At 40.7% G+C, this 19,573-nt stretch carries 22 protein-coding genes; 6 read left to right on the top strand and 16 right to left on the bottom strand.

Features of this window, described 5'->3' with window-relative positions; all coding sequences use genetic code 11:
- Positions 1–16: 16 nt before the first annotated feature.
- The 7 genes from nrdE to MHI23_RS08505 all read right to left on the bottom strand — a co-directional run bounded on the left by nrdE (position 17) and on the right by MHI23_RS08505 (position 5,187).
- A complete protein-coding gene (gene nrdE, locus MHI23_RS08535) occupies positions 17–2,119 on the bottom strand; it encodes a class 1b ribonucleoside-diphosphate reductase subunit alpha (RefSeq protein ID WP_024424086.1) in 2,103 nt (700 codons plus the stop codon).
- Positions 2,079–2,471 carry a class Ib ribonucleoside-diphosphate reductase assembly flavoprotein NrdI gene (nrdI, locus tag MHI23_RS08530; protein ID WP_008360380.1) on the bottom strand — a complete coding sequence of 131 codons (393 nt, stop codon included), beginning with the start codon at positions 2,469–2,471 and terminating at the stop codon, positions 2,079–2,081. Before nrdI ends, nrdE begins: the two co-directional genes overlap by 41 nt.
- A gap of 265 nt (positions 2,472–2,736) precedes the next feature.
- The gene (locus tag MHI23_RS08525) at positions 2,737–2,949 is read right to left on the bottom strand and encodes a hypothetical protein (protein WP_003212415.1); all 213 of its coding nucleotides are present in this window, start codon (positions 2,947–2,949) and stop codon (positions 2,737–2,739) included.
- A 79-nt stretch (positions 2,950–3,028) separates the two neighbouring features.
- Positions 3,029–3,349, bottom strand: coding sequence for a YmzC family protein (locus tag MHI23_RS08520; protein ID WP_342492436.1), 321 nt, complete (start codon positions 3,347–3,349; stop codon positions 3,029–3,031).
- Between the two features lie 162 nt (positions 3,350–3,511).
- Complete coding sequence (gene hfq, locus MHI23_RS08515) at positions 3,512–3,733, bottom strand: RNA chaperone Hfq (RefSeq protein ID WP_024424088.1); 222 nt, start codon at positions 3,731–3,733, stop codon at positions 3,512–3,514.
- A gap of 25 nt (positions 3,734–3,758) precedes the next feature.
- Positions 3,759–4,715, bottom strand: coding sequence for a tRNA (adenosine(37)-N6)-dimethylallyltransferase MiaA (miaA, locus tag MHI23_RS08510; protein WP_025093277.1), 957 nt, complete (start codon positions 4,713–4,715; stop codon positions 3,759–3,761).
- Between the two features lie 70 nt (positions 4,716–4,785).
- The gene (locus MHI23_RS08505; RefSeq protein ID WP_034623557.1) at positions 4,786–5,187 is read right to left on the bottom strand and encodes a YmaF family protein; all 402 of its coding nucleotides are present in this window, start codon (positions 5,185–5,187) and stop codon (positions 4,786–4,788) included.
- Positions 5,188–5,291: 104 nt separating this feature from the next.
- Here MHI23_RS08505 and MHI23_RS08500 point away from each other — a divergent pair, with 104 nt between their 5' ends.
- The 3 genes from MHI23_RS08500 (at position 5,292) to MHI23_RS08490 (ending at position 6,565) form a co-directional block, all read left to right on the top strand.
- Positions 5,292–5,561 (top strand): hypothetical protein, encoded by a 270-nt coding sequence (locus MHI23_RS08500; protein ID WP_041109145.1) that lies wholly within the window; start codon positions 5,292–5,294, stop codon positions 5,559–5,561.
- Positions 5,562–5,863: 302 nt separating this feature from the next.
- Positions 5,864–6,181 carry a multidrug efflux SMR transporter gene (locus tag MHI23_RS08495; protein WP_024424092.1) on the top strand — a complete coding sequence of 106 codons (318 nt, stop codon included), beginning with the start codon at positions 5,864–5,866 and terminating at the stop codon, positions 6,179–6,181.
- A gap of 15 nt (positions 6,182–6,196) precedes the next feature.
- Entirely contained in the window at positions 6,197–6,565 is a 369-nt protein-coding gene (locus tag MHI23_RS08490; RefSeq protein WP_024424093.1) for a multidrug efflux SMR transporter, read from the top strand.
- A gap of 46 nt (positions 6,566–6,611) precedes the next feature.
- On the opposite strand, the gene MHI23_RS08485 is transcribed toward MHI23_RS08490, so the two are convergent.
- Together MHI23_RS08485 and MHI23_RS08480 are read right to left on the bottom strand one after the other, a co-directional pair.
- Positions 6,612–7,061 (bottom strand): OsmC family protein, encoded by a 450-nt coding sequence (locus MHI23_RS08485; protein WP_076839619.1) that lies wholly within the window; start codon positions 7,059–7,061, stop codon positions 6,612–6,614.
- A gap of 76 nt (positions 7,062–7,137) precedes the next feature.
- Positions 7,138–7,872 (bottom strand): poly-gamma-glutamate hydrolase family protein, encoded by a 735-nt coding sequence (locus tag MHI23_RS08480; protein WP_024427035.1) that lies wholly within the window; start codon positions 7,870–7,872, stop codon positions 7,138–7,140.
- A 584-nt stretch (positions 7,873–8,456) separates the two neighbouring features.
- Between MHI23_RS08480 and MHI23_RS08475 the strand changes: the two genes are divergently transcribed.
- On the top strand, positions 8,457–9,782 hold the full coding sequence (locus MHI23_RS08475; protein ID WP_254966879.1) for a S8 family peptidase: 1,326 nt from the start codon (positions 8,457–8,459) through the stop codon (positions 9,780–9,782).
- A gap of 89 nt (positions 9,783–9,871) precedes the next feature.
- On the opposite strand, the gene MHI23_RS08470 is transcribed toward MHI23_RS08475, so the two are convergent.
- The 4 genes from MHI23_RS08470 to MHI23_RS08455 all read right to left on the bottom strand — a co-directional run bounded on the left by MHI23_RS08470 (position 9,872) and on the right by MHI23_RS08455 (position 13,219).
- Positions 9,872–11,020: a Rap family tetratricopeptide repeat protein gene (locus tag MHI23_RS08470; protein ID WP_034281920.1), complete on the bottom strand. Its 1,149-nt coding sequence runs from the start codon at positions 11,018–11,020 to the stop codon at positions 9,872–9,874.
- 161 nt (positions 11,021–11,181) lie between these two features.
- A complete protein-coding gene (locus MHI23_RS08465) occupies positions 11,182–11,931 on the bottom strand; it encodes a poly-gamma-glutamate hydrolase family protein (RefSeq protein ID WP_056766526.1) in 750 nt (249 codons plus the stop codon).
- A 311-nt stretch (positions 11,932–12,242) separates the two neighbouring features.
- Entirely contained in the window at positions 12,243–12,716 is a 474-nt protein-coding gene (locus MHI23_RS08460; RefSeq protein ID WP_024424099.1) for a CarD family transcriptional regulator, read from the bottom strand.
- A gap of 245 nt (positions 12,717–12,961) precedes the next feature.
- Positions 12,962–13,219, bottom strand: coding sequence for a hypothetical protein (locus MHI23_RS08455; RefSeq protein ID WP_041109139.1), 258 nt, complete (start codon positions 13,217–13,219; stop codon positions 12,962–12,964).
- 68 nt (positions 13,220–13,287) lie between these two features.
- Between MHI23_RS08455 and MHI23_RS08450 the strand changes: the two genes are divergently transcribed.
- Both MHI23_RS08450 and bslA read left to right on the top strand, forming a co-directional pair.
- Positions 13,288–13,692 (top strand): hypothetical protein, encoded by a 405-nt coding sequence (locus MHI23_RS08450; protein WP_034281914.1) that lies wholly within the window; start codon positions 13,288–13,290, stop codon positions 13,690–13,692.
- A 123-nt stretch (positions 13,693–13,815) separates the two neighbouring features.
- Positions 13,816–14,340, top strand: coding sequence for a biofilm surface layer hydrophobin BslA (bslA, locus tag MHI23_RS08445; protein ID WP_024424102.1), 525 nt, complete (start codon positions 13,816–13,818; stop codon positions 14,338–14,340).
- A 35-nt stretch (positions 14,341–14,375) separates the two neighbouring features.
- Here bslA and mutL read toward each other — a convergent pair whose 3' ends face one another.
- The 3 genes from mutL to cotE all read right to left on the bottom strand — a co-directional run bounded on the left by mutL (position 14,376) and on the right by cotE (position 19,545).
- Positions 14,376–16,277: a DNA mismatch repair endonuclease MutL gene (mutL, locus tag MHI23_RS08440; RefSeq protein ID WP_342492435.1), complete on the bottom strand. Its 1,902-nt coding sequence runs from the start codon at positions 16,275–16,277 to the stop codon at positions 14,376–14,378.
- Between the two features lie 21 nt (positions 16,278–16,298).
- Positions 16,299–18,875 carry a DNA mismatch repair protein MutS gene (gene mutS / locus MHI23_RS08435; protein ID WP_342492434.1) on the bottom strand — a complete coding sequence of 859 codons (2,577 nt, stop codon included), beginning with the start codon at positions 18,873–18,875 and terminating at the stop codon, positions 16,299–16,301.
- Between the two features lie 124 nt (positions 18,876–18,999).
- Positions 19,000–19,545: an outer spore coat protein CotE gene (cotE, locus tag MHI23_RS08430; protein WP_024424105.1), complete on the bottom strand. Its 546-nt coding sequence runs from the start codon at positions 19,543–19,545 to the stop codon at positions 19,000–19,002.
- Positions 19,546–19,573 lie beyond the last annotated feature (28 nt).

The following is a 19,573-nucleotide window of genomic DNA, read 5'->3' as shown; positions in this document are numbered from 1 at the left end:
TTAAACTCTCCTTTAATCAAACAACACAAGAAAGACAGCCTTCCTGCCCTGTATCCTTCGTTCTTGCATAATAAAGTGTCTTAATGCCTTTATGGTGTGCATAAAGATCGATGCGGTTTAAATCACGCGTTGTCATCGTATCTTTTAAGAATAGTGTAAAGCTGATTCCTTGATCGACGTGCTGCTGAATCGTTGCGATCATATCGACCACTTTAAACATGTCCATATCGTACGCTTCTTTATAGAAGAACCAGTTTTGGGCTGAAAGACCTGGCATTGGGTAATAGGTTTTGCTGTTGCCGTATGTTCTTTCTTCGATACGTTCCATAATTGGCATCACAGAAGCTGTTGCCGATTGAACATAAGAAATGGAACCTGTTGGTGCAATACATAAACGATAGCTGTGATACATGCCATGTTCCGCTACAAATTCTTTGAGTGCGGCCCAATCTTCTTTTGTTGGAATGTGCATACCTTCAAATAGTGCTGCTGCTTTTTCTGTTTTTGGTGTGAAATCATTCTCCACGTATTTATTGAAGTACTCACCAGTTGCATAGCCAGAGCCTTCATAACGATGGAATGTTTCTCCTTTTTCTTTCGCAAGCTCACTTGAGCGTTTAATTGAATAATAGTTCACCATCATAAAGAACGTATTTGCGAAATCTCTTGCTTCTTCACTTTCATAAGCAATTTGGTTTTGAGCTAAATACCCATGAAGGTTCATCGCACCAAGTCCGATTGACTTCATCGCTTTGTTCGCTTTTCGAACAGCTGGTGCATTGCGAATGTCTGTTGTTTCAGACACAAGCGTTAGTGAGTCTGTTGCAAGCTTAACCGTTTTTTCAATCGATTTGTTTTTCATGACATTCATGATATTTAATGAACCAAGGTTACAAGAAATATCAAGACCGATTTCATCTTCTTGATCATAGTCCGTGTAAGAAGAAACCTCTGAAGCCTGAAGCACTTCTGAGCAAAGGTTTGAGAATTTCACTCGTGAAATATGGTTCAAGGCATGCTCTCTGTTTACATTATCTTGGAACATGATATATGGATAGCCTGATTCTGAGCGTAGAACAGCCAATTTTTCAAGAAGCTTTCTCGGATTGACTTTTTCTTTTTTAACTTTTGGGTTTTCTACAAGCTCGTCATACATTTCTTCCATGTCCATCTCATCAAGGTGCTGTCCATATTCTTTATAGACTGTATGCGGATAGAAAGTGTAAGCTGTTTTATCTTCTCTAGCAAGCTCGATAAATTTATCCGGGATGACAACTCCAATGGATAGAGTTTTCACGCGAACATCTTCATCGGCAGAGATTTTTTTCGTATCTAAGAAATCATTGATATCTCTGTGGAAAATATTCAGGTAGGCACTGCCTGATCCTTGTCTTTGCCCCATTTGATCTGCATATCTGAATGCATTATCAAGAAGCTTCATCACACCGACGACACCTTTTGTCGCGTTTTCGACATCTTTGATTGCTTCGCCTTTTGCACGAAGTTTTGACAGGTTCAAACTGACGCCGCCACCTAGTTTTGACAACTGCATGGAAATATCAATCGCTCTTGAAATATCGTTTAGTGAGTCATTCACTTCAAGCAAGAAGCAGCTCACAAGCTCACCGCGTCTTTTACGTCCAGCGTTCAAGAAGGTTGGTGTACTTGGCTGGTACTCTTGATTGATCATCAGTTCTACAAACTCAAGTGCTTTTTCTTTATCCCCGCCCGCAAAGAAAAGTGCTACAACTGAAATGCGGTCTTCATAGCGTTCAAGGATTTTCTTTTTATCATTTGTTTTCAGTGCATAGTCATTGTAAAACTTAAATGCACTCATAAATGATGGGAATCTAAATTTTTTGGCATATGCAGCTTCAAAGACTTCTTTAATATCTGCCATGCTGTATTGTCTTAAAAATTCTTCCTCATAGTAGTCGTTTTCTATTAAGTAATCAATCTTCTCTTCTAGATTGTGAAAAAAGACCGTGTTTTGATTAATGTAATCTACGAAATAACTATGTACAGCTTCTTTGTCCTTATCGAACTGAAACTTTCCTTCTTTTTGAATCATAATTTCGTTATTTAATTGTATCCACTTTGGAACCTGATTTTGTGACAATTCTTTCTACCTCCTGTGTAAACAATTCAACATCCCTTTTTGTTCCGCTTAGTTCAAAGGTGTGCAAAATAGGAACTTGATATTGTTTAGAAATCGTATCGGCGCTTTTTGCAAAATTATCTCCCCACACTTTGTTGCCACTCACCGCAACACCTAGTAAAAGGTGAGCATTTTTCTCTAAAAAGGACTGAGTGGTACTAGGGACTTGTCCAAATCCTGTTGTAAAGGTGACGAGAATAAACGGCGTATCCAAAAACTCTTCTCCAGTCAATTTTCGTTTGTCTGTAAAAGGGGTCTTGTCCAAAAAGCGTTGAACATTTCCTGTTTTTGAATCAAATACGATTTGAATCAATTCCATCACGACCTAGTTTTTAGTATTGTTGATCATTTCGCTATTCACTATATATAGTATACTATGTTTTTTCAAAACACAACATATAGATGTTCGAAACGAAAAAAATCAACCAACCCGGCCGAACCTTCATAGCCGAACTCGTACGTTCAAATAAATAGAGCAGAACAGGATCTAAAAATAGACTGCTCTACTCCCTATTCAACTGAAACCGAAATCTATCATAACACGAAAAAAAATCGCTTAGTAGACTAGACTTTTTGTTTTATTTTTTGTAGGCATCGCACTGTAAATCTTCTGACACTTCTGTAATTTCCACTTCAACACCTAATTCTTTTAGCACCGCTTCAAGCGCAGAAACGATTGAAGCTTCTCTCACTAATTCTTTCCCATTTACAGAAACACTCGTTCCATATTCGAAACAGGAATCGTCTTCACAAGTTTGTTCCCAATGATTAATTTTAATTTTATGTGTCATGAACTCATCCTTTTCTGTCTAGATGTCTGATGCATGATTATAGTGTAGCGGCTTCACATTCATTTGTAAATTTACGTGCTTACTCTTCTTCCTCAGAGCCATCATCATATTCTTCGTCGTCCCATTCATCTATGTATTTCGTTGTAACGAGAGTCAGCTCTCCTTCTTTTTCATCAAATCGGTACACATGTACTTGATCATCTTTCACAACAGCAAAATGATTATTTTTTAGTGCAGCAGATGATGGTAAAACTCCATCTGCATTTTCATGAGAATGGTTATTCCAACTTTCTTGTCTCGTTTCAATGTTTGAGATAGCGCACGATCCAAACAAGACAACAATTCCAATCAAAAGGAGGATCACTCTAATCCTTCTTAATTCAAGCTCTGCATTTTCCATATAAATCCCCTCACCCTTCTAATATCCAATAAGGAATGATACGGAAATTTGGCAGAAAAGTTTCATTGCATGCAAAATAGCCCCTCTGCACTGACAAAAAACGTAGCGGGTTCCGGCCGGTTTATTCGCAGAGGCATGGGGCTATTTTAAATACAACCTATCCTATTCTAATTCTAGATTTACATTCTTTTGAGGTGCAAATGTAGAAATGGCGTGTTTATAAATAAGCTGCTGCTTCCCTTCTGTTTCAAGCAGCACCGTGAAATTGTCAAACCCTTTCACTTGACCGCGAAGCTGAAAGCCATTCAGCAAGAATACTGTGACAAATGTATTGTCTTTGCGGATCTGATTCAAAAACTGCTCCTGAATATTAATCGGTTTCATGTTTCGTCCTCCTTGATTCTGATAACTACAGTTTCGCTTTAAGTCCAAGCTTTCCTGCTATATATGCGAAAATTTCCTCTTTTTTGTCTGAAAAGTGGCAAGGCGGTGTCATATCAAACCAAGTGACCGCCATTTTATTACGGAACCACGTGAACTGACGCTTCGCATATCTACGGGAATTTTGCTTTAATTGCTGGATGGCTTCATCAAGTGAGCAGTCACCTTGAAAATAGGCATACAGCTCTTTATAACCAATGGCTTGAACAGACTGACAATCCTTCAAGCCAGATTGATAAAGTGCTCTCACTTCTTCAATTAAGCCTTCATCTATCATCATATCAATTCTTTGATGAATGCGCTCGTACAAAACCTCTCGATCCATTTTCAGCCCAATGAAGGCTGTATCATAAAGAGGAACTTCTTGATGCCCGTTTTGCATCTCCGACATTTTCTGACCTGTTGTATGAATCACTTCCAGCGCCCGGATCACGCGGCGGACGTTATTTGGATGAATAGCGTTTGCCGCATCAGGATCTACTGCCTTTAGCTTTTCGTGCAGCAAAAGCGCGCCGTGCTGCTGTTCAAAGAGCGTCATTTCTTCTCTAAAAGCAGGATCACTTTTCTCATCCGTAAATGTGTAATCATATAAAACAGATTGGATATAGAGGCCTGTTCCGCCGACAATCATTGGCGTTTTCCCTCTAGCGGCAATCTCTTTGATTTTCGCACGAACCAGCTGCTGAAATTCAGCTGTCGAAAAAGATTCGTCCGGCTGTTTAATATCAATTAAATGGTGCGGGATGCCATTCATTTCTTCGGGTGTGATTTTAGCTGTTCCGATATCCATCCCTTTATAAATCTGCATAGAATCCCCGCTGATAATCTCTCCATTAAATGCTTTGGCTATATCAATGCTCAATTTGGTTTTGCCGACAGCCGTCGGCCCTACTAACACGATTACTGGCTGCTTCGCTTTATTCATAACATCACTCACTTTTACAAAACTGCCTACAGTATAGCATAACTTTTCTTACTCTCCTATCTCCTGCCCATTACCAGCCAAGCGGTTCATTTCCAACCACTTCATATGTTTTTCCTTTTAAACGATGCTTATGTGTTGGCCGCTTCTCATCTGGACTATAGACGACACCTCCATATGGGATGGGAACAGAATCGAGATAGGCTGAATAGGTGACTTCCTCAATCTCGTGATAATGTGTTCCATCCACTCTCGGAATTGCAGGCCCTGTGATACCGTAGTACCTGTGAAAATGCCCTCTTTCAAAGGAAGTGATCCCCCGATAAAAATGAGTATGCCGGTCGGTACTGCTTCCATTTACAGGCTGAGAAATACCTTCTATTAAATGATAATGCCCCTCCGTTACATCTGTACGTGCTTTATATGCATGAGCATGCGGCGGACATTTTGCCCAATCTGATGGATACAGGCCCATTTCTAACATTCCTCCTTATATTAGGCGTCCACCCAAACATCTGTAGGCAACTGGAATACACTGATGTCAGTTACAGTGATTTTATGAGAAAGGAGCCTTTTATTATGAATTATTTTGATACACCTCCATTTATTCAAGAAGAAGACATGAGAAGACCTTTTGGTTTTGGACGCCCTGGATTTGGGTTTGGGAGACCCGGATTTGGCTTTGGGAGACCTGGATTCGGCTTTGGACGCCCTGGATTCTTTGGACCTCCATTTTTAGGAGGTTTTGCTGGAGGCCTGCTTGCTGGATCTCTGCTTGCGCCAGGATATGGCTATGGATACCCTTATCCGCCGCCATACCCGCCATATGGACCATACCCTTGGTATTAAATATGACGTTTAAGTGAAAACATCCATTCATAAAATGAATCGATTGACACACTCTTTTTTCATGGGTTAACATTTACTTTACCGACTGTTCAGTAAAGTAGGTGTTTTTTTTATGTCTAAAACCACAAAAGAGCCATTTTGATGCAGTTCACCGCCTGATAAGAAGGATTAAGACAGCTCTCCCTTCAGCAGATGGCAGAGCATGCTGTTTTTCGGAAATATTTCAGCTTGAACCGCTGAAAAGAGAGGATAAAAACCCTTTTTCTTCATCGGATTTTACACCTATTAGAGGAGGGATGATCATGATCCTCGGATATCTTTTTTTGGCTGTGGCCATTTTTTCAGAAGCCATTGGAGCCGCGATGTTAAAATTATCTCATGGTTTTACGCGCTGGAAGCCTAGCGCGGTTGTTGTGGCTGGCTATACACTTGCTTTTTATATGCTGTCATTGACACTCAATATCATTCCGCTAAGCATGTCTTACGCAACATGGTCTGGAGTTGGTACGGTCCTCACGGCTATTTTTGGCGTGCTCTTTTTCAAAGAAACCTTGAACCAAAAAGCAGTCATTGGCATGGCGATGCTTGTCTCAGGGGTCGTACTATTAAATATGTCATAAAGGATGTGGGAGATGATGAAAGGAATACTCTACTTAACAGGAGCCATTTTGACGGAGGTTTTTGGCAGTACAATGCTGAAGCTTTCTCAAGGCTTTTCGCAGCTGCTGCCGAGTATCGGGGTACTGATCGGATTTGGATGCGCCTTTACTTTCCTGAGCTTGGCACTTAAAACCATCGAGCTCTCGTCTGCCTATGCAACCTGGTCTGGCGTTGGAACAGCTCTCACTGCTCTTGTAGGACTTGTGCTGTTTAACGAAACGATCAGCACGAAAGGCTACATCGGCCTTGCACTTGTCATCTGCGGCGTGATTGTCTTAAATCAGTCCAAGAAGCAAAAGAACGAAACTAAAGCACAACTCGATCAAACCGAATGGACGTCATAAAAAAAGTCATTTTCTCCATATTTCAAGAGAAAATGACTTTTTTGTTTTAACGGCCGACTTGAATGGTTTCTTCTAAGGAAATGTTCACATTCCCCTGAACAGCTCTTGAAATCATACAAGAGCTTTCGGCTTTATGCGCAAGCTTTCGGGCCAGCTCAATTTCATGTGCGGAAGCGGACTCTTTGAGGGTGATGACAGGTCGATGAATGATTTCCTCATAAGTAAACACACCATTTGTCACATCTACGACGGCTTCAGAGCTCATCGATAAATCCTCTTTCTCTAATTGACTTCGCTCCATCATGGCTGCAAGTGTAATGATATAACACGTAGCCGCTGCACCTAAGAGCATCTCATCTGGATTGGTTCCAATACCTGGACCGTCCATTTCCTTTGGAATCGAAATCTTTGTTTTTAATTGTTCACATGCGATTGTACCCACATCGTTACGCAGACCGGGCCAGCTTGCCTGAAGATGAAAATGATGACGCGCCATATCCGTCTCTCCTTTTGTTATCACTGTTCATAGTGTAACAAGAATTCCACTCCTTGTCTTAACATGTGCACAGCCCTTATGTATATTCTTCATCCAGCACTGTCCGAATCGCCCTTACATAACGATAGAATGTCTCGTTTTTTGTACTTGACCGCCTCCGAAAATCGAAACTGTCAAATAAAGCTTCACGCTGACTTCTACTAATCTCAAGCTGCACACTCTGCCCTGTTTTTGTAAGATTATTAATATTATGATTGCTTGTCCCGCTCAGGGTTGCGTGTGCGACAGCTAGTTCAGCAGAAAACCCGTTCCGCTCTAATGAGTTGACAATTTTCTCTGCACGATCGTAATCTGTTCCGCCGACGAGAGTATGGTCAATTCCTTCCTCGCCTTTGTATCCATGCACTGCTAAGATGTAATCATGTGCTTTTGCCTGCGCGACGCCGATTGGCTCATCAAAGTTTGTACTTGTAATATGAAGTTCTGATGCATTCTCTCTTAGACCTTCAAATAAATACGTCGAAAAATCGTTGTCAAAAAAATGGACGATCTCGCTCACGCCGCCTTCGATCCTCCCACCATGAGGTGACATCACAAGAAGGCGGCTGCCGGGCACTGGGTTGGCTGTAATGTTATAGCTGCTCGTTGATTCGTTTTCTTCAAGTTCTTTAAAATTTCGATAAATATCATTTGAACCGCTTTCGTCTTCCCCACCTGATGACACTGGCTCATCATGTTCCTGTGCTTGCATGGTATAATAAACGCCCCATCCGATCGCAAGCAGGAGAAGCAAAGCAAAAAACTTCTTCATTCCCGTTCTCCTTTAACAGATTTCTAAGCCGTTTCTATGATTTATATTGAATCATCATTTCTTATCATTTTTTCCACATTTTCTCTTCACATTTGATCATAACACTCTAGATCATGAGATTCCTCAAAAATAAGATAATTGCATTTATATACACAGAAACGCCTCTCCTCTTTGAAAACAGAGTTAGAATAGTATGACAAACAAATGACGTTATGTTTAATATGACCTAGTCCTATCCAGTCTGTTTTCTTTAATTCGGCTTTTTTTGATAAGGATTTGATGTTTTCCATCTGTCACGCATCACATTTATATGAGCATTGACCCTGTCCACAGCCCTCCTTTTTCTGCAAAATCCTTTGTTTCACTGGTTCTCTCAGAAGAACTCTCCCACCTATCATCGGCAGATTCTATATGATTTCCACCTTTTTCTATTATTTTACAAAATGTAAGCGCTTTTCTTTTTTTGAAAGACTAAGCAAGCCGCCAATATAAAGAAAAGGAGGGACAAGAATCCGAACCAAGCAGTTCTCATTCTCATAACGTAAGAGTGTACGAGAATGGATAGCTGGAATGGAGGGCATCACATGTTTGGATTTTCTATGGTGCAAATGGTCAGAACACATGCTAGTAAACTAGATCAGCCTTTAAGAGAGACCGTTCTTCACCTTTATAAACCTTTTAAATGGACGCCATGCTTTCTTCATCGTTTTTTCGAAGGCAGGCTGAAGAAGAAAAAGAAGCTTCGTGTGATCATTGAATTTAAGGAAGGTGCAGCCGAGGCAGGGATTCAAAGCACAAAACAGTTCATGAAAAAAAGCAGAAAAACAAATATAAAACGGCATTTTTCACATATCGACTGCTGCGCTGCTGATTTAACGCCTGCTGCTTTAGAGGAGCTATTAACAAACGGTGAGCATATTCGTAAAATTTATTTAGACCGGAAAGTTCATGCGTTGCTGGATGTAGCCACACAAGCGAGCCATGCTGAAGAAGTCACCCGAAACGGGACAACTTTAACCGGAGAAGGCATTACGGTCGCTGTCATTGACACAGGAATTTATCCGCATGAAGATTTAGATGGAAGAATTCGAGATTTTGTGGATTTCGTCAAACAAAAAACAAAACCTTATGATGATAATGGCCACGGTACTCACTGCGCGGGAGATGTCGCTGGAGATGGAGCCGCTTCAGATGGCTTATACAAAGGACCCGCCCCAAAAGCAAATCTAATTGGCGTGAAAGTGTTAAATAAACAAGGGGCTGGATCACTTTCTACTATTATAGAAGGGGTTGAATGGTGCATACAGTTCAACGAAGACCACCCTGATGATCCGATTCATATTATCAGTATGTCGCTAGGCGGAGCTGCGCAGCGTTATGATGACGAACAGGACGATCCAATGGTGCGTGCTGTCAATGCGGCTTGGGATCAAGGGATTGTTGTATGCGTCGCTGCCGGAAACTCTGGTCCTAACAGCCAGACGATTGCAAGCCCTGCTGTCAGTCAAAAAGTCATTACGGTTGGAGCCTATGATGACCGGAATACACCAGAATCAAGTGACGATGTCGTGGCACCGTTTTCAAGCAGAGGGCCAACTGTTTATGGGGAAGCAAAGCCTGATATCCTCGCACCAGGCGTAAACATCGTTTCTCTCAGATCACCAAGATCCTTTCTGGATAAACTCGATAAATCAAGCAGAGTCGATGAGGATTATACAACGTTATCTGGCACATCGATGGCAACACCGATTTGTGCTGGTATTTGCGCTCTACTGTTAGAGCATTCACCAGATTTAACGCCAGATGAAGTCAAAACCCTGTTAAAAGAAAATACTAGCAAGTGGTCTGGGGATGACCCGATGATTTATGGAGCAGGTGCAATTGACGCAGAAAAAGCAATCAAAGAATAAAGAAAAAAGCCCTTTACGTTTTGCGTAAAGGGTGTTGTTTGTCTCATTTTTAAGTGTGAAGTCTTTCATCTACTTGAGCAGCTGACATGTTATGCTTCGTTCTCATACATCTCATCTCCTTTTTGAATGTGCGTACGCGCTTCGATCACAATCTCAAAAAAAGTGGAGGATTCCTTGTACATGTCGCGTTCCTTATAATAATTAGCCGCATCAAGTGCTAATTCCTCTAAATCAGCAAACATTTTTTTATTTCTCAGACCAAAAAGAGCCGACCTCAATTGCTCACAGCCGTCTTTCTCTATATAGAGCGCCTGCAAAAATTGGAATTTCAACTGATAAATTTCATCTTCCAATACACAAGCTTCTTTCATTCCTGTAGATATGGCCTCGCCCGCCCGCTGAATATCTCCGAGTTTAAAACAAGTAAGGGCAAGTGAAAACAACGATTTGATCATCGTGGATGCTTGATCTTTCTGATAAAGTGAAATGGCTTGTTCAAAAAAGACAGTCGCTGTATGGTACGTTCCCATACTATAATGACAAGTGCCTAAGTTATTAAGAGCCATTGCTTTAAAGTAAGATGTGCATTCTTTTTGTTCCATCGCTTCACAGACCTTTAACGCTTTTTCTAAATAAGGAAGCGCTTTTTGATACTGATTAACATCAATCCAATTACCTGCCATGACAAAATCACATTGAATGCTTCTTTTTCCATAAAGCTGATGTTTCTTGTAGATATCTCTTGCCTTTTTAGCGTAGTGCATGGAGAAATAGGTTTGTTTCATATGATAGTAAACTTCTGCGATTTTATAGTAAAATTCTGCTTTTTCAATCTCATCTGTCACTAAAATCAGTTGATGTTCCGCATGCTTGTAATATGAAATGGCCTCGATATAGCGGCGCTGGATAAACGCATACATTCCATGAAAAAAATGAAAATAATAGCCGAGTAAGCCTGTCATCTCATCTTCTGCATCGTCAATTTCTTTAGGAAAGGACACTGCTTGAAGCGTTTCACTCCCTGCATGGACTGGCGCTAAGTGCTGAAGCATCATTTGATGGCGAAAATCCATTAGAGAATAGTATAGGAGTAAATCTTGATCCTCTTCCATATCATGAATTTCTTCTTCAACAAGGCGCTTCATGCCGTTTGCCTGTTCAACTTCAAATTTGCAAATATGCGTGTACCATTGATTGATCTTTACACCTACTTCGGAAGATGGTATTTTATGTGCCATCCACTTCAGCCCCATTCTATCATATCAAACTGATAACTATTATTTTACATAATTTATGTTTTCAAGGCAAATTGTAAGTTATTACATATTTTATGTTCAAATCGCATATTCCTATCTTTTTTACCAAGTTTAAATAGAGTACTTTTGCCCATCAAAATTTTTTACGAAGAAGGGTCGAATTCTCTGAGCACTTCTTTTAACGCATTAATATAGCGTCTGAATGTTTTTTTCTTTCCCTTTCTCGTCTCAAAATTGTCAAAAAAAGCTTCCCTTTGCGCTGTACTAATTTCGAGCTGAACGCTTTCACCACTCGCATTTCGATTATTTATATTTTTAGGGTCTGTACCAGAAAGCCGTTCGCCTTTTTGTACCATTTCTGCGGAAAATCCCCGATCTTTTAGTTCTCGTACAACTGCTCTTTGCATTTTTTCATTTGTGCCGCCAACGAGCGTGTGTCTTTTATCACTTTTATAGCCATGGATGGAAATTGAAAAAGGATACGTTTTAATCATTTGAACCAAAATGGGTTCATCAAAATTGGTACTCGTGATATGCAGATCCCGGTTATTGTCTTGCTTTGTACCTTCGAACAAATACGTAGAGTACTTTTCTTGAAAGGCTTCTACAATTTCACTTGTTCCTGGTTCAATTTCACCTCCATGAGGAGAAAATACAAGTAAATCACTTCCACCCTTTTCGTGAAATTCTATCTCATAACCGTCTCTTTCATATCGCATGAGCTGTTTAAAGTTTTCATATTGATCGCCTTGTTTTCGCTCTTTTTGATACTTTTCTACCTCTTGATGATGCTGCTTTTGCTCTTTTTTTTCTTGAACAGAATGGCTGCATTTCACCATTAAAAGAGTACACAGAATAAGAAAGATGAATCCACATATTAGTAACCTTTTCATTTCACCGCTCCTTTTTTCTCTTAGGTGTCATCTTACCGCAATATTTTACTATCAATGGCTTAGAAAATTCAAAGGTTGTCCGGCTCATTTGAATGAATCAGGAGAAGTTACCTGTTTTTTAATATTATCTAGGTATTTCAGAGGTCTTTAAATTTTTGTTGTGAACGTAAAAACTAAATCGTATGACCTCATTTCAATTTTAGTTAAAATCACCTACAAAAATGGCAATATTACTCTTTTTTTCAAACAAAAAAGCTGTAAACAAAAGAAGTAGTCCCCTTCAGTTTACAGCTAGTCTCTGTATATCATCATTACATTCTTAATTCATTCTCTAAAGCTGTCATCACTTCATCTTGCGTCAATCCCTGTGCAAGTGAAATCTCACTCACTAACATGCCTCTTGCATCTTCAAGCATCTTCTTTTCACTTGAATTTAACGCTTTCTTCTGATTTCGTCTCATTAGATCTTTGACAACGTCTGCACCATCTTCGATCGCACCTGTTTTTAGCTTTTTCAGATTTTCATCATATCTTTGCTTCCAAGTAAGCGTGTCGTCGTTTGTTTCTTCTGCAAAATTGTTCATCACAACTTTCAGCGTTGCTTGATCTGCTACCGGACGTATACCTAGTTGATTGATTCTGCCTTTTGGGACCATCATCTGCATATTCGGCATTTGAATCAGGAAATATTCCTGCGTTTTACCTAAAATCTCTTTTTCTTCCATTCCTTCAATCACACCGGCTCCATGCATTGGATAAACAATTTTATCACCTATTTGAAACAAATCCGCCACCTCCGAAAGTATTCACAATATCATTATAACACATTTCATCAGAGGATAGAAATTTATATTTTATCATGTTAATTTAGCACTAGTCAATTCTTTTTATTTGAGTTTTTTTAGAAAAAGCCTTTTTTTATAAAAGAAGCATGAGCATCCAGTCCTCATGACTCTTTCTTGCATATACTAGCATTGAGTCACATTTAGGAGGGATGACAATGTGCAAATGCAAGTGCAAACATTCCCACTCACACTGCCATAAAAAGCATGACGATCATTACCATGAGGATCCATGTAAAGAAAAAAAGTTTTGTCATAAAAAAGATAAATGGTTTGAGAGCGATTTTTGGGATACCTCTCGAAGCTACGATCCCTGTTATTTTCCTAAAAGTGTCTGCAGCAGATGTAAAAAGCGTCGCAGAAGAAGACACAGCTACACAATTTAACGCTTGACGCTTTACCTGCTTTTCCTTTTCCCGGCTGAAAGGCCGGTTTTTTTCTTTCATATGGATAGGCTCATGAAGCAGATCTGTCTCATAGGATATGGCAACCTGACATAAAGGATGAGATATACATGAACGATATGAACAGCCAAATGAATCATTATCACCAAGAAAATCCCTATCACACATTTGAAAATGTGTATACAGCCAATCATGAGCATATGGTCGCGCCAAACATGCATGATCATATGAATATGCCAAACCATTATCATAGCGGCAAAAAAGATGTGTATAACGCGCACCATCCACATCATCATTCAGTTTATTCACCGTTTCCAAATCAGCATGATACCTTTTCAAAGCATGTTCCAATGAAGGACCATCATCATCTAGGCCATTATGGTGGATACGGGATGATGCCACATCATCCATATGGTTATCAAGATATGCATATGATGATGCCAACAAACCAGCAAATGCCAGGCCATTATTACGGAATGAATCAACCAAATGCGCTATTTCCCCGCTATTACTAAAGAATGACAAAATAAGGGTATAATATCCCATTTAATACCATATGGTGATATGGTAACATTATAGGTAAATAATGGGTGTAATCATCTATTATTTACCTATATTCAACAAGGGGGAAGAAAAAAATGAAAAAAACGTGGACGATTCTTATGATGGGGATGCTCACATTGGTTATGGCACTGTCAGTACCGCTTTCTGCATCTGCTGAGGAAGCCGGCAAAGCAACAACCAATGCAAAACCAGCTGCACTTTACGCAAAAATTACAGGAGCAAGTAAGCAGGAATGGTCTTTTTCTGACATTGAGCTGACGTACAGCCCAAATTCTGTTCTAAGTCTCGGTGCGGTTGAGTTCACTCTGCCAAAGGGTTTCCAAGCAACAACTAAAGACATTATGAACGGTAAAGCATTAAAAGACAGCTACATTTTGAACAACGGACAAACCGTTCGTATTCCGCTCAGACTGGATTTACTTGGAATTTCCAAATATACATTAAAGCTTTCACATAAAGTACTCCCTGCTGCAGGTACATACACGTTCCGTGCAGAAAATCGAGCCATCAGCATCGGTTCCACATTTTATGCAGAAGATACGATTGATATTAATACACGGCCAGTTGTGGTCACACCTCCAGATCCTTGCGGATGCTAAATAAAAAAGCGCTCTGATTAGAGCGCTTTTTTATATCACATCACCCGTTTAAACATCTTCTCCATTTCATAAGTGGAGTGATGAATGATGATCGGCCGGCCATGCGGACAGGTGAATGGGTCCTTCGTTTGCCGAAGTTCATCTAATAAGGCTTTGATTTCATCATGACGCAAATGACGATTTGCTTTGATTGAGCCTTTACAGCTCATCATAATCGCCGCTTCTTCTCTGAGTTTCTTGATATCAACACGTTTTTCATCAAGCACTTGCTCGATAATCTCTTCGATCAGTTCAGCCTCTTCACCTTTTGGAAACCACTGCGGATGCGACCGAACGATGTAGCTTCCTGAACCAAAGGGCTCTAAGAAGACCCCCACTTTCGCTAGAATATCCTTATGCTCTTCAATGATCAGCATATCGTTTTTAGAGTAGTGAAATGTTAAGGGGACGAGCATTTCTTGCACTTCCTGTTCGATCTCTCCCACCTTCTCACGATAATACTCATACTTGATTCGTTCTTGAGCCGCATGCTGGTCGATGATATAAAGACCTCGTTCATTTTGAGCCAATATATATGTGCCATGCATTTGTCCAATTGGATACATCACAGGGACGCGTTCATTTTCAGGAATCGTTTCTGTCACTTCTTCGTGCAGTACCGTCTCTACATCTTCAAGTGAAGCGGCGGATTCCTCTGAATGCTCTCGCTCAGATGAGGCTTCTTCATAAAATACCGGTGATGATGCTTCCGTCTTCTCTTGTTTAGGTATTCCGTATGCTTCGGTATGACTTGTCTCATATACGATCGATTCGAGCGGCTCCGGCTGATAGGTTAGCGGTGTTTCCGCTGGGCTTGAGTTCCTTTGTTTCGCATCGAAGGTTAAGGATTGCTGCTCATTTTTCACAGCTGGCATTGGTGCTTTTTTTGGTACTGAAGCACTTGGAATGAGCTGCTGCTTTTGAAATACTTCCTTAATTCCTTGTTTAATCAGATCATGAAGTTCCTGTTCTTTACTTAGCCTCACTTCTAGCTTCGAAGGATGAACGTTCACATCCACTAGAATGGGATCCATCTTCATCTCAATGAATGTAATTGGATGACGGCCAATCGGAAGCAGCGTGTGATACCCTTCATGGATCGCTTTCACGAGCGGAAAATGTTTGACATATCGGCCGTTTACAACAGAAGACATATAATTCCGTGATGCCCTCGTCACTTCTGGTAAGGAAATATATCCTTTCACTTCAAAATCAAGTGATTGTACGTGAAGCGGCAGCATTTTTTTAGCCACAGCAGTCCCGTAAATAGCCGCAAGTACATGACGTACATCTCCGTTTCCATTCGTCTGTAGCAGGACTTTCCCTTGATGACGCAAACGGATCGATACTTCGGGATGAGCTAGCGCAATTCGATTGACAACATCCGATATATTACCAAGTTCCGTATGAACGGTTTTCATGTATTTTAGGCGGGCTGGCGTATTGTAAAATAAGTTGGTGACCACAATTTCGGTGCCGCGGCGGCCAGAGGTTTTTTTCTCTGAAATGATCTTCCCGCCTTGCAAAGCTAAGTGTGTCCCAGCTCCTTCGCCAGTACTTGTTTTCATTTCTAGGTGAGAGACGGATGCAATACTTGGCAGCGCCTCTCCCCTGAATCCGAGCGTTCTGACACGAAACAAATCATTTTCGTCTTTAATTTTACTCGTTGCATGGCGCTGGAAGGCGAGCTTACAATCTTCAGCATCGATTCCAACACCATTATCAATAATCCTGATAGAAGAAAGACCAGCTTCTTCTACATCGATTTCAATCACTGTACTTTTTGCATCGATCGCATTTTCCACAAGCTCCTTTACAACAGAAGCCGGGCGCTCGACCACTTCACCTGCAGCAATTTTATTGGATAGGTCATCGGATAACTGAATAATCTTTGCCATTTCTGCTCACCTCACTTTACATTATAATTTCTTTTGCAATTTATACAGCTTTGTCATCGCTTCAAGCGGCGTCATATCCATTAGGTTGTAAGACTTTAATTCGTCTATGACCGCTTGATCCTTCTGTTTTAGCGCAGCTTTCGGCTGCGGTTTTTCTTCTACTTCAAAGAAAGATAGCTGCTGTTTTTCTTCAGCCTTTTCTGCTTTTGGTGCTGCAGATACGGTTGGGGTCACGTCATGTGATCCGCTCTCAAGCTCCGTTAAAATAGTCTGGGCTCTATTAATGATGGTATCAGGCAATTCCGCAAGCTGCGCTACATGAATACCATAGCTTTTATCAGCTGCACCTTCTTTGATTTGATGTAAGAAAACGACCGTGCCTTCATGCTCTTCAGCTCGCACATGAACATTTTTCAGCTCGCTTAATTGAGATTCAAGGACCGTGAGCTCATGGTAATGTGTAGAGAATAGGGTTTTAGCCCCAATATGATCATGAACAAATTCAATGATCGCCTGCGCAAGAGCCATTCCATCATAGGTGCTTGTCCCGCGTCCAATTTCATCAAATAAAATCAAGCTGTTTTTGGTTGCGTGCACCATCGCATTTTTTGCTTCGAGCATCTCTACCATAAAAGTACTTTGACCAGAAATCAAATCATCTGCTGCACCAATACGTGTAAAGATTTGATCGAAGATTGGAAGCGTCGCCTTTGACGCAGGCACGAAGCAGCCAATCTGCGCAAGAATCGAGATGAGCGCCATTTGTCTCATATACGTACTTTTCCCTGACATATTCGGTCCAGTGATGAGTAAGGTTTGTCTGCCTTTTCCCATATGGCAGTCATTCGGTACATATTCCTGGTGATCCAGCACTTTTTCAACGACTGGGTGACGGCCATCTTTGACATCCACGTCATCCTCTGAGAATTCCGGCCGGATATAACGGCGCTTTTCACTGACAGTCGCAAAGCATTGAAGCGCATCAAGCTCGCTCATTTGTTTTGCAAGCAGCTGTAATCTAGGAATATAGCCTTTTACTTGCTCCCTGAGAGCTGTAAATAGTTCATATTCCAATTCGTTAATATTTGATTCTGCTTCAAGAATCAGTGCTTCTTTTTCTTTTAATTCAGGTGTGATATACCGCTCTGCATTGGCAAGCGTTTGTTTTCTTTCGTAACGCCCTTCCTCCAGCAGATGTGTATTTGCGCGTGTCACTTCGATATAATAACCAAACACTTTATTAAACCCGACTTTTAAGGAGCGAATGCCGGTATATTCTCTTTCCTGCTGTTCAAGCCGTGCAATCCAGTCCTTTCCGTTTCGGCTGGCATCACGGTATTCATCTAATTTTGCATTGTAGCCATCTTTAATCAAATTGCCTTCTTTTATCGTCATCGGCGGATTTTCATGAAGTGCATCTTCTAATAAATCAAGCAAATCACCACAAGGATCAATCTCATTCGCTCTTGATTTTGCCATTTCTTCTGGTAATGAATGAACGAGTTGTTTAATATCCGGTACTTGTTTTAAGGATTCTTTGAGCTGGATGAGATCACGGGCATTCACGTTGCCAAATGCCACGCGGCCCGCTAAACGCTCAAGATCATATACTTGCTTTAATCGTTCGCGCAGATCCTCTCGCTCAAAGAAATGATCCATCAAGATTTGCACCATTTCCTGACGCTCATTAATTTGCGAAAGGCGAATAAGCGGCCGGTCGATCCATTGCTTGAGCAGTCTGCCGCCCATCGCTGTTTTTGTTTCATCTAACAGCCATAATAAAGAGCCTTTTTTGCTTTTTGAACGAATCGTTTCTGTTAATTCAAGGTTTCGTTTTGAGTAAAGATCGATTTTCATCGTTTGTTCAAGCTCAAACACTTGAACCTTCTGAAGATGATCCAAGCTTCTTTTTTGCGTTCTTCTTAAATAGGCATAAAGTGTTAAAAATGACGTTTTTAACTTTTCGTCTAGATGGGAAACGAGCCGTTCAGCTTCATCTAATAATTCATCACTATCTTCGTATGAAATAGTTGCTTGGCAGCGTTCTTTAAGGGTTTTGATTGTTTCCTCATCCAGCTGCTTTGACACCACAATTTCTTTTGCACCGACAGAATAAATTTCTGATACGACTTCATCTAATCGATCGATGAAAGCTGCCATGTTTTCACCTGTTGATAAATCAGACAGCGCAAGACCGTACCCATTTTGAAAGCTGGTAACAGACGCAATAAAGTTGTTCTCGTTTTCACTTAAACCTTTACCATCCATGACGGTTCCTGGTGTAATCAGTTGAACGACTTCCCTTTTGACTACACCTTTTGCTGTTTTAGGGTCTTCCACCTGCTCACAAATGGCGACCTTGTAGCCTTTTGAAATCAACTGTTCTATGTATGCAGAAGCAGAATGATAAGGAACGCCGCACATTGGAATTGTGCCGCCGTCTCTGCTTGTTAACGTAATTTCTAGTTCTTGCGCCGCTTCCTTTGCATCATCAAAAAACATCTCATAAAAATCGCCTAGGCGAAAAAATAAAAAGGCATCTTGATAATCTGCCTTGATCTTTAAATATTGCTGTATCATGGGCGTATAACTTGCCATATTTCTAATCCCTCACTATATTACTTTCGAATTCATACCATCTCTAATTATAGCATAAAAAATCACCTTTTTTCTCCTAGATCAGGCACAAAAAAACTAGGGGGATATGCGCCCTAGTCATTCCTTACTCTTCTGTCTCACCTGCTAGGAATTCTGGATGAATATCCTCTAACTCCTCATCCACTTCTTCTTCCCACTCGTGATCATCTTTTTCTTTCCAGCTTGAATCGACCTCTACGACAATTTTTGTTTCACCGACTACCTCAGCAATGAATTCACGCTCTGCCTGAACGATAATTTTATTGCCATTTGGAGAAATGGTCACTTCTAAGCAATTGGGCTGCTGCAATACTTTCGCAATTACTTCGTGCTCATCATCAAGGAAATTTTTATCTTTATATCTCAGTTTAATGATGTCTACATACTTCACACGCTCTGTGACGACTTCTGTTTTCGTGTTGTCGGCGTAAGAGTACCATACGTTAATATCAAATGTTCCTTCGATCTCAACGGTTTTACCGACCTTTTCAGCATCATACTTATGATTAATGATCCAACCACCTAGGATGCTGGTTGGTTTTTGCGATGGAGAAATGGTGTGTGTGCTTTGGGTGAATTTCCTCCCTTTTGCAACCACCGCTTTTGTAATAATTTCTCTGTATTCAGACATTCCGGCATGCCTCCTTGTTCTTGATCGT

The sequence above is a fragment of the Bacillus sp. FSL M7-0003 genome (genome assembly GCF_038628485.1).
Taxonomy (GTDB): Bacteria; Bacillota; Bacilli; order Bacillales; family Bacillaceae; genus Bacillus; species Bacillus safensis.
This window is presented reverse-complemented; position numbering and strand designations above follow the sequence as displayed.

What these genes read in the sequence shown, in the direction of transcription:
- MHI23_RS08500 (WP_041109145.1), top strand. Translation starts at nt 5,292, where the DNA reads ATGAATTATTTTGATACACCTCCATTTATTCAAGAAGAAGACATGAGA.
- MHI23_RS08465 (WP_056766526.1), bottom strand. Translation starts at nt 11,931, where the DNA reads ATGAAAAGGTTACTAATATGTGGATTCATCTTTCTTATTCTGTGTACT.
- MHI23_RS08490 (WP_024424093.1), top strand. Translation starts at nt 6,197, where the DNA reads ATGAAAGGAATACTCTACTTAACAGGAGCCATTTTGACGGAGGTTTTT.
- MHI23_RS08505 (WP_034623557.1), bottom strand. Translation starts at nt 5,187, where the DNA reads ATGGGCCTGTATCCATCAGATTGGGCAAAATGTCCGCCGCATGCTCAT.
- MHI23_RS08450 (WP_034281914.1), top strand. Translation starts at nt 13,288, where the DNA reads ATGAACGATATGAACAGCCAAATGAATCATTATCACCAAGAAAATCCC.
- miaA (WP_025093277.1), bottom strand. Translation starts at nt 4,715, where the DNA reads ATGAATAAAGCGAAGCAGCCAGTAATCGTGTTAGTAGGGCCGACGGCT.
- MHI23_RS08455 (WP_041109139.1), bottom strand. Translation starts at nt 13,219, where the DNA reads ATGAAAGAAAAAAACCGGCCTTTCAGCCGGGAAAAGGAAAAGCAGGTA.
- mutS (WP_342492434.1), bottom strand. Translation starts at nt 18,875, where the DNA reads ATGGCAAGTTATACGCCCATGATACAGCAATATTTAAAGATCAAGGCA.
- MHI23_RS08525 (WP_003212415.1), bottom strand. Translation starts at nt 2,949, where the DNA reads ATGACACATAAAATTAAAATTAATCATTGGGAACAAACTTGTGAAGAC.
- MHI23_RS08520 (WP_342492436.1), bottom strand. Translation starts at nt 3,349, where the DNA reads ATGGAAAATGCAGAGCTTGAATTAAGAAGGATTAGAGTGATCCTCCTT.
- MHI23_RS08485 (WP_076839619.1), bottom strand. Translation starts at nt 7,061, where the DNA reads ATGGCGCGTCATCATTTTCATCTTCAGGCAAGCTGGCCCGGTCTGCGT.
- MHI23_RS08480 (WP_024427035.1), bottom strand. Translation starts at nt 7,872, where the DNA reads ATGAAGAAGTTTTTTGCTTTGCTTCTCCTGCTTGCGATCGGATGGGGC.
- MHI23_RS08470 (WP_034281920.1), bottom strand. Translation starts at nt 11,020, where the DNA reads ATGGCACATAAAATACCATCTTCCGAAGTAGGTGTAAAGATCAATCAA.
- MHI23_RS08495 (WP_024424092.1), top strand. Translation starts at nt 5,864, where the DNA reads ATGATCCTCGGATATCTTTTTTTGGCTGTGGCCATTTTTTCAGAAGCC.
- hfq (WP_024424088.1), bottom strand. Translation starts at nt 3,733, where the DNA reads ATGAAACCGATTAATATTCAGGAGCAGTTTTTGAATCAGATCCGCAAA.
- MHI23_RS08475 (WP_254966879.1), top strand. Translation starts at nt 8,457, where the DNA reads ATGTTTGGATTTTCTATGGTGCAAATGGTCAGAACACATGCTAGTAAA.
- bslA (WP_024424102.1), top strand. Translation starts at nt 13,816, where the DNA reads ATGAAAAAAACGTGGACGATTCTTATGATGGGGATGCTCACATTGGTT.
- mutL (WP_342492435.1), bottom strand. Translation starts at nt 16,277, where the DNA reads ATGGCAAAGATTATTCAGTTATCCGATGACCTATCCAATAAAATTGCT.
- cotE (WP_024424105.1), bottom strand. Translation starts at nt 19,545, where the DNA reads ATGTCTGAATACAGAGAAATTATTACAAAAGCGGTGGTTGCAAAAGGG.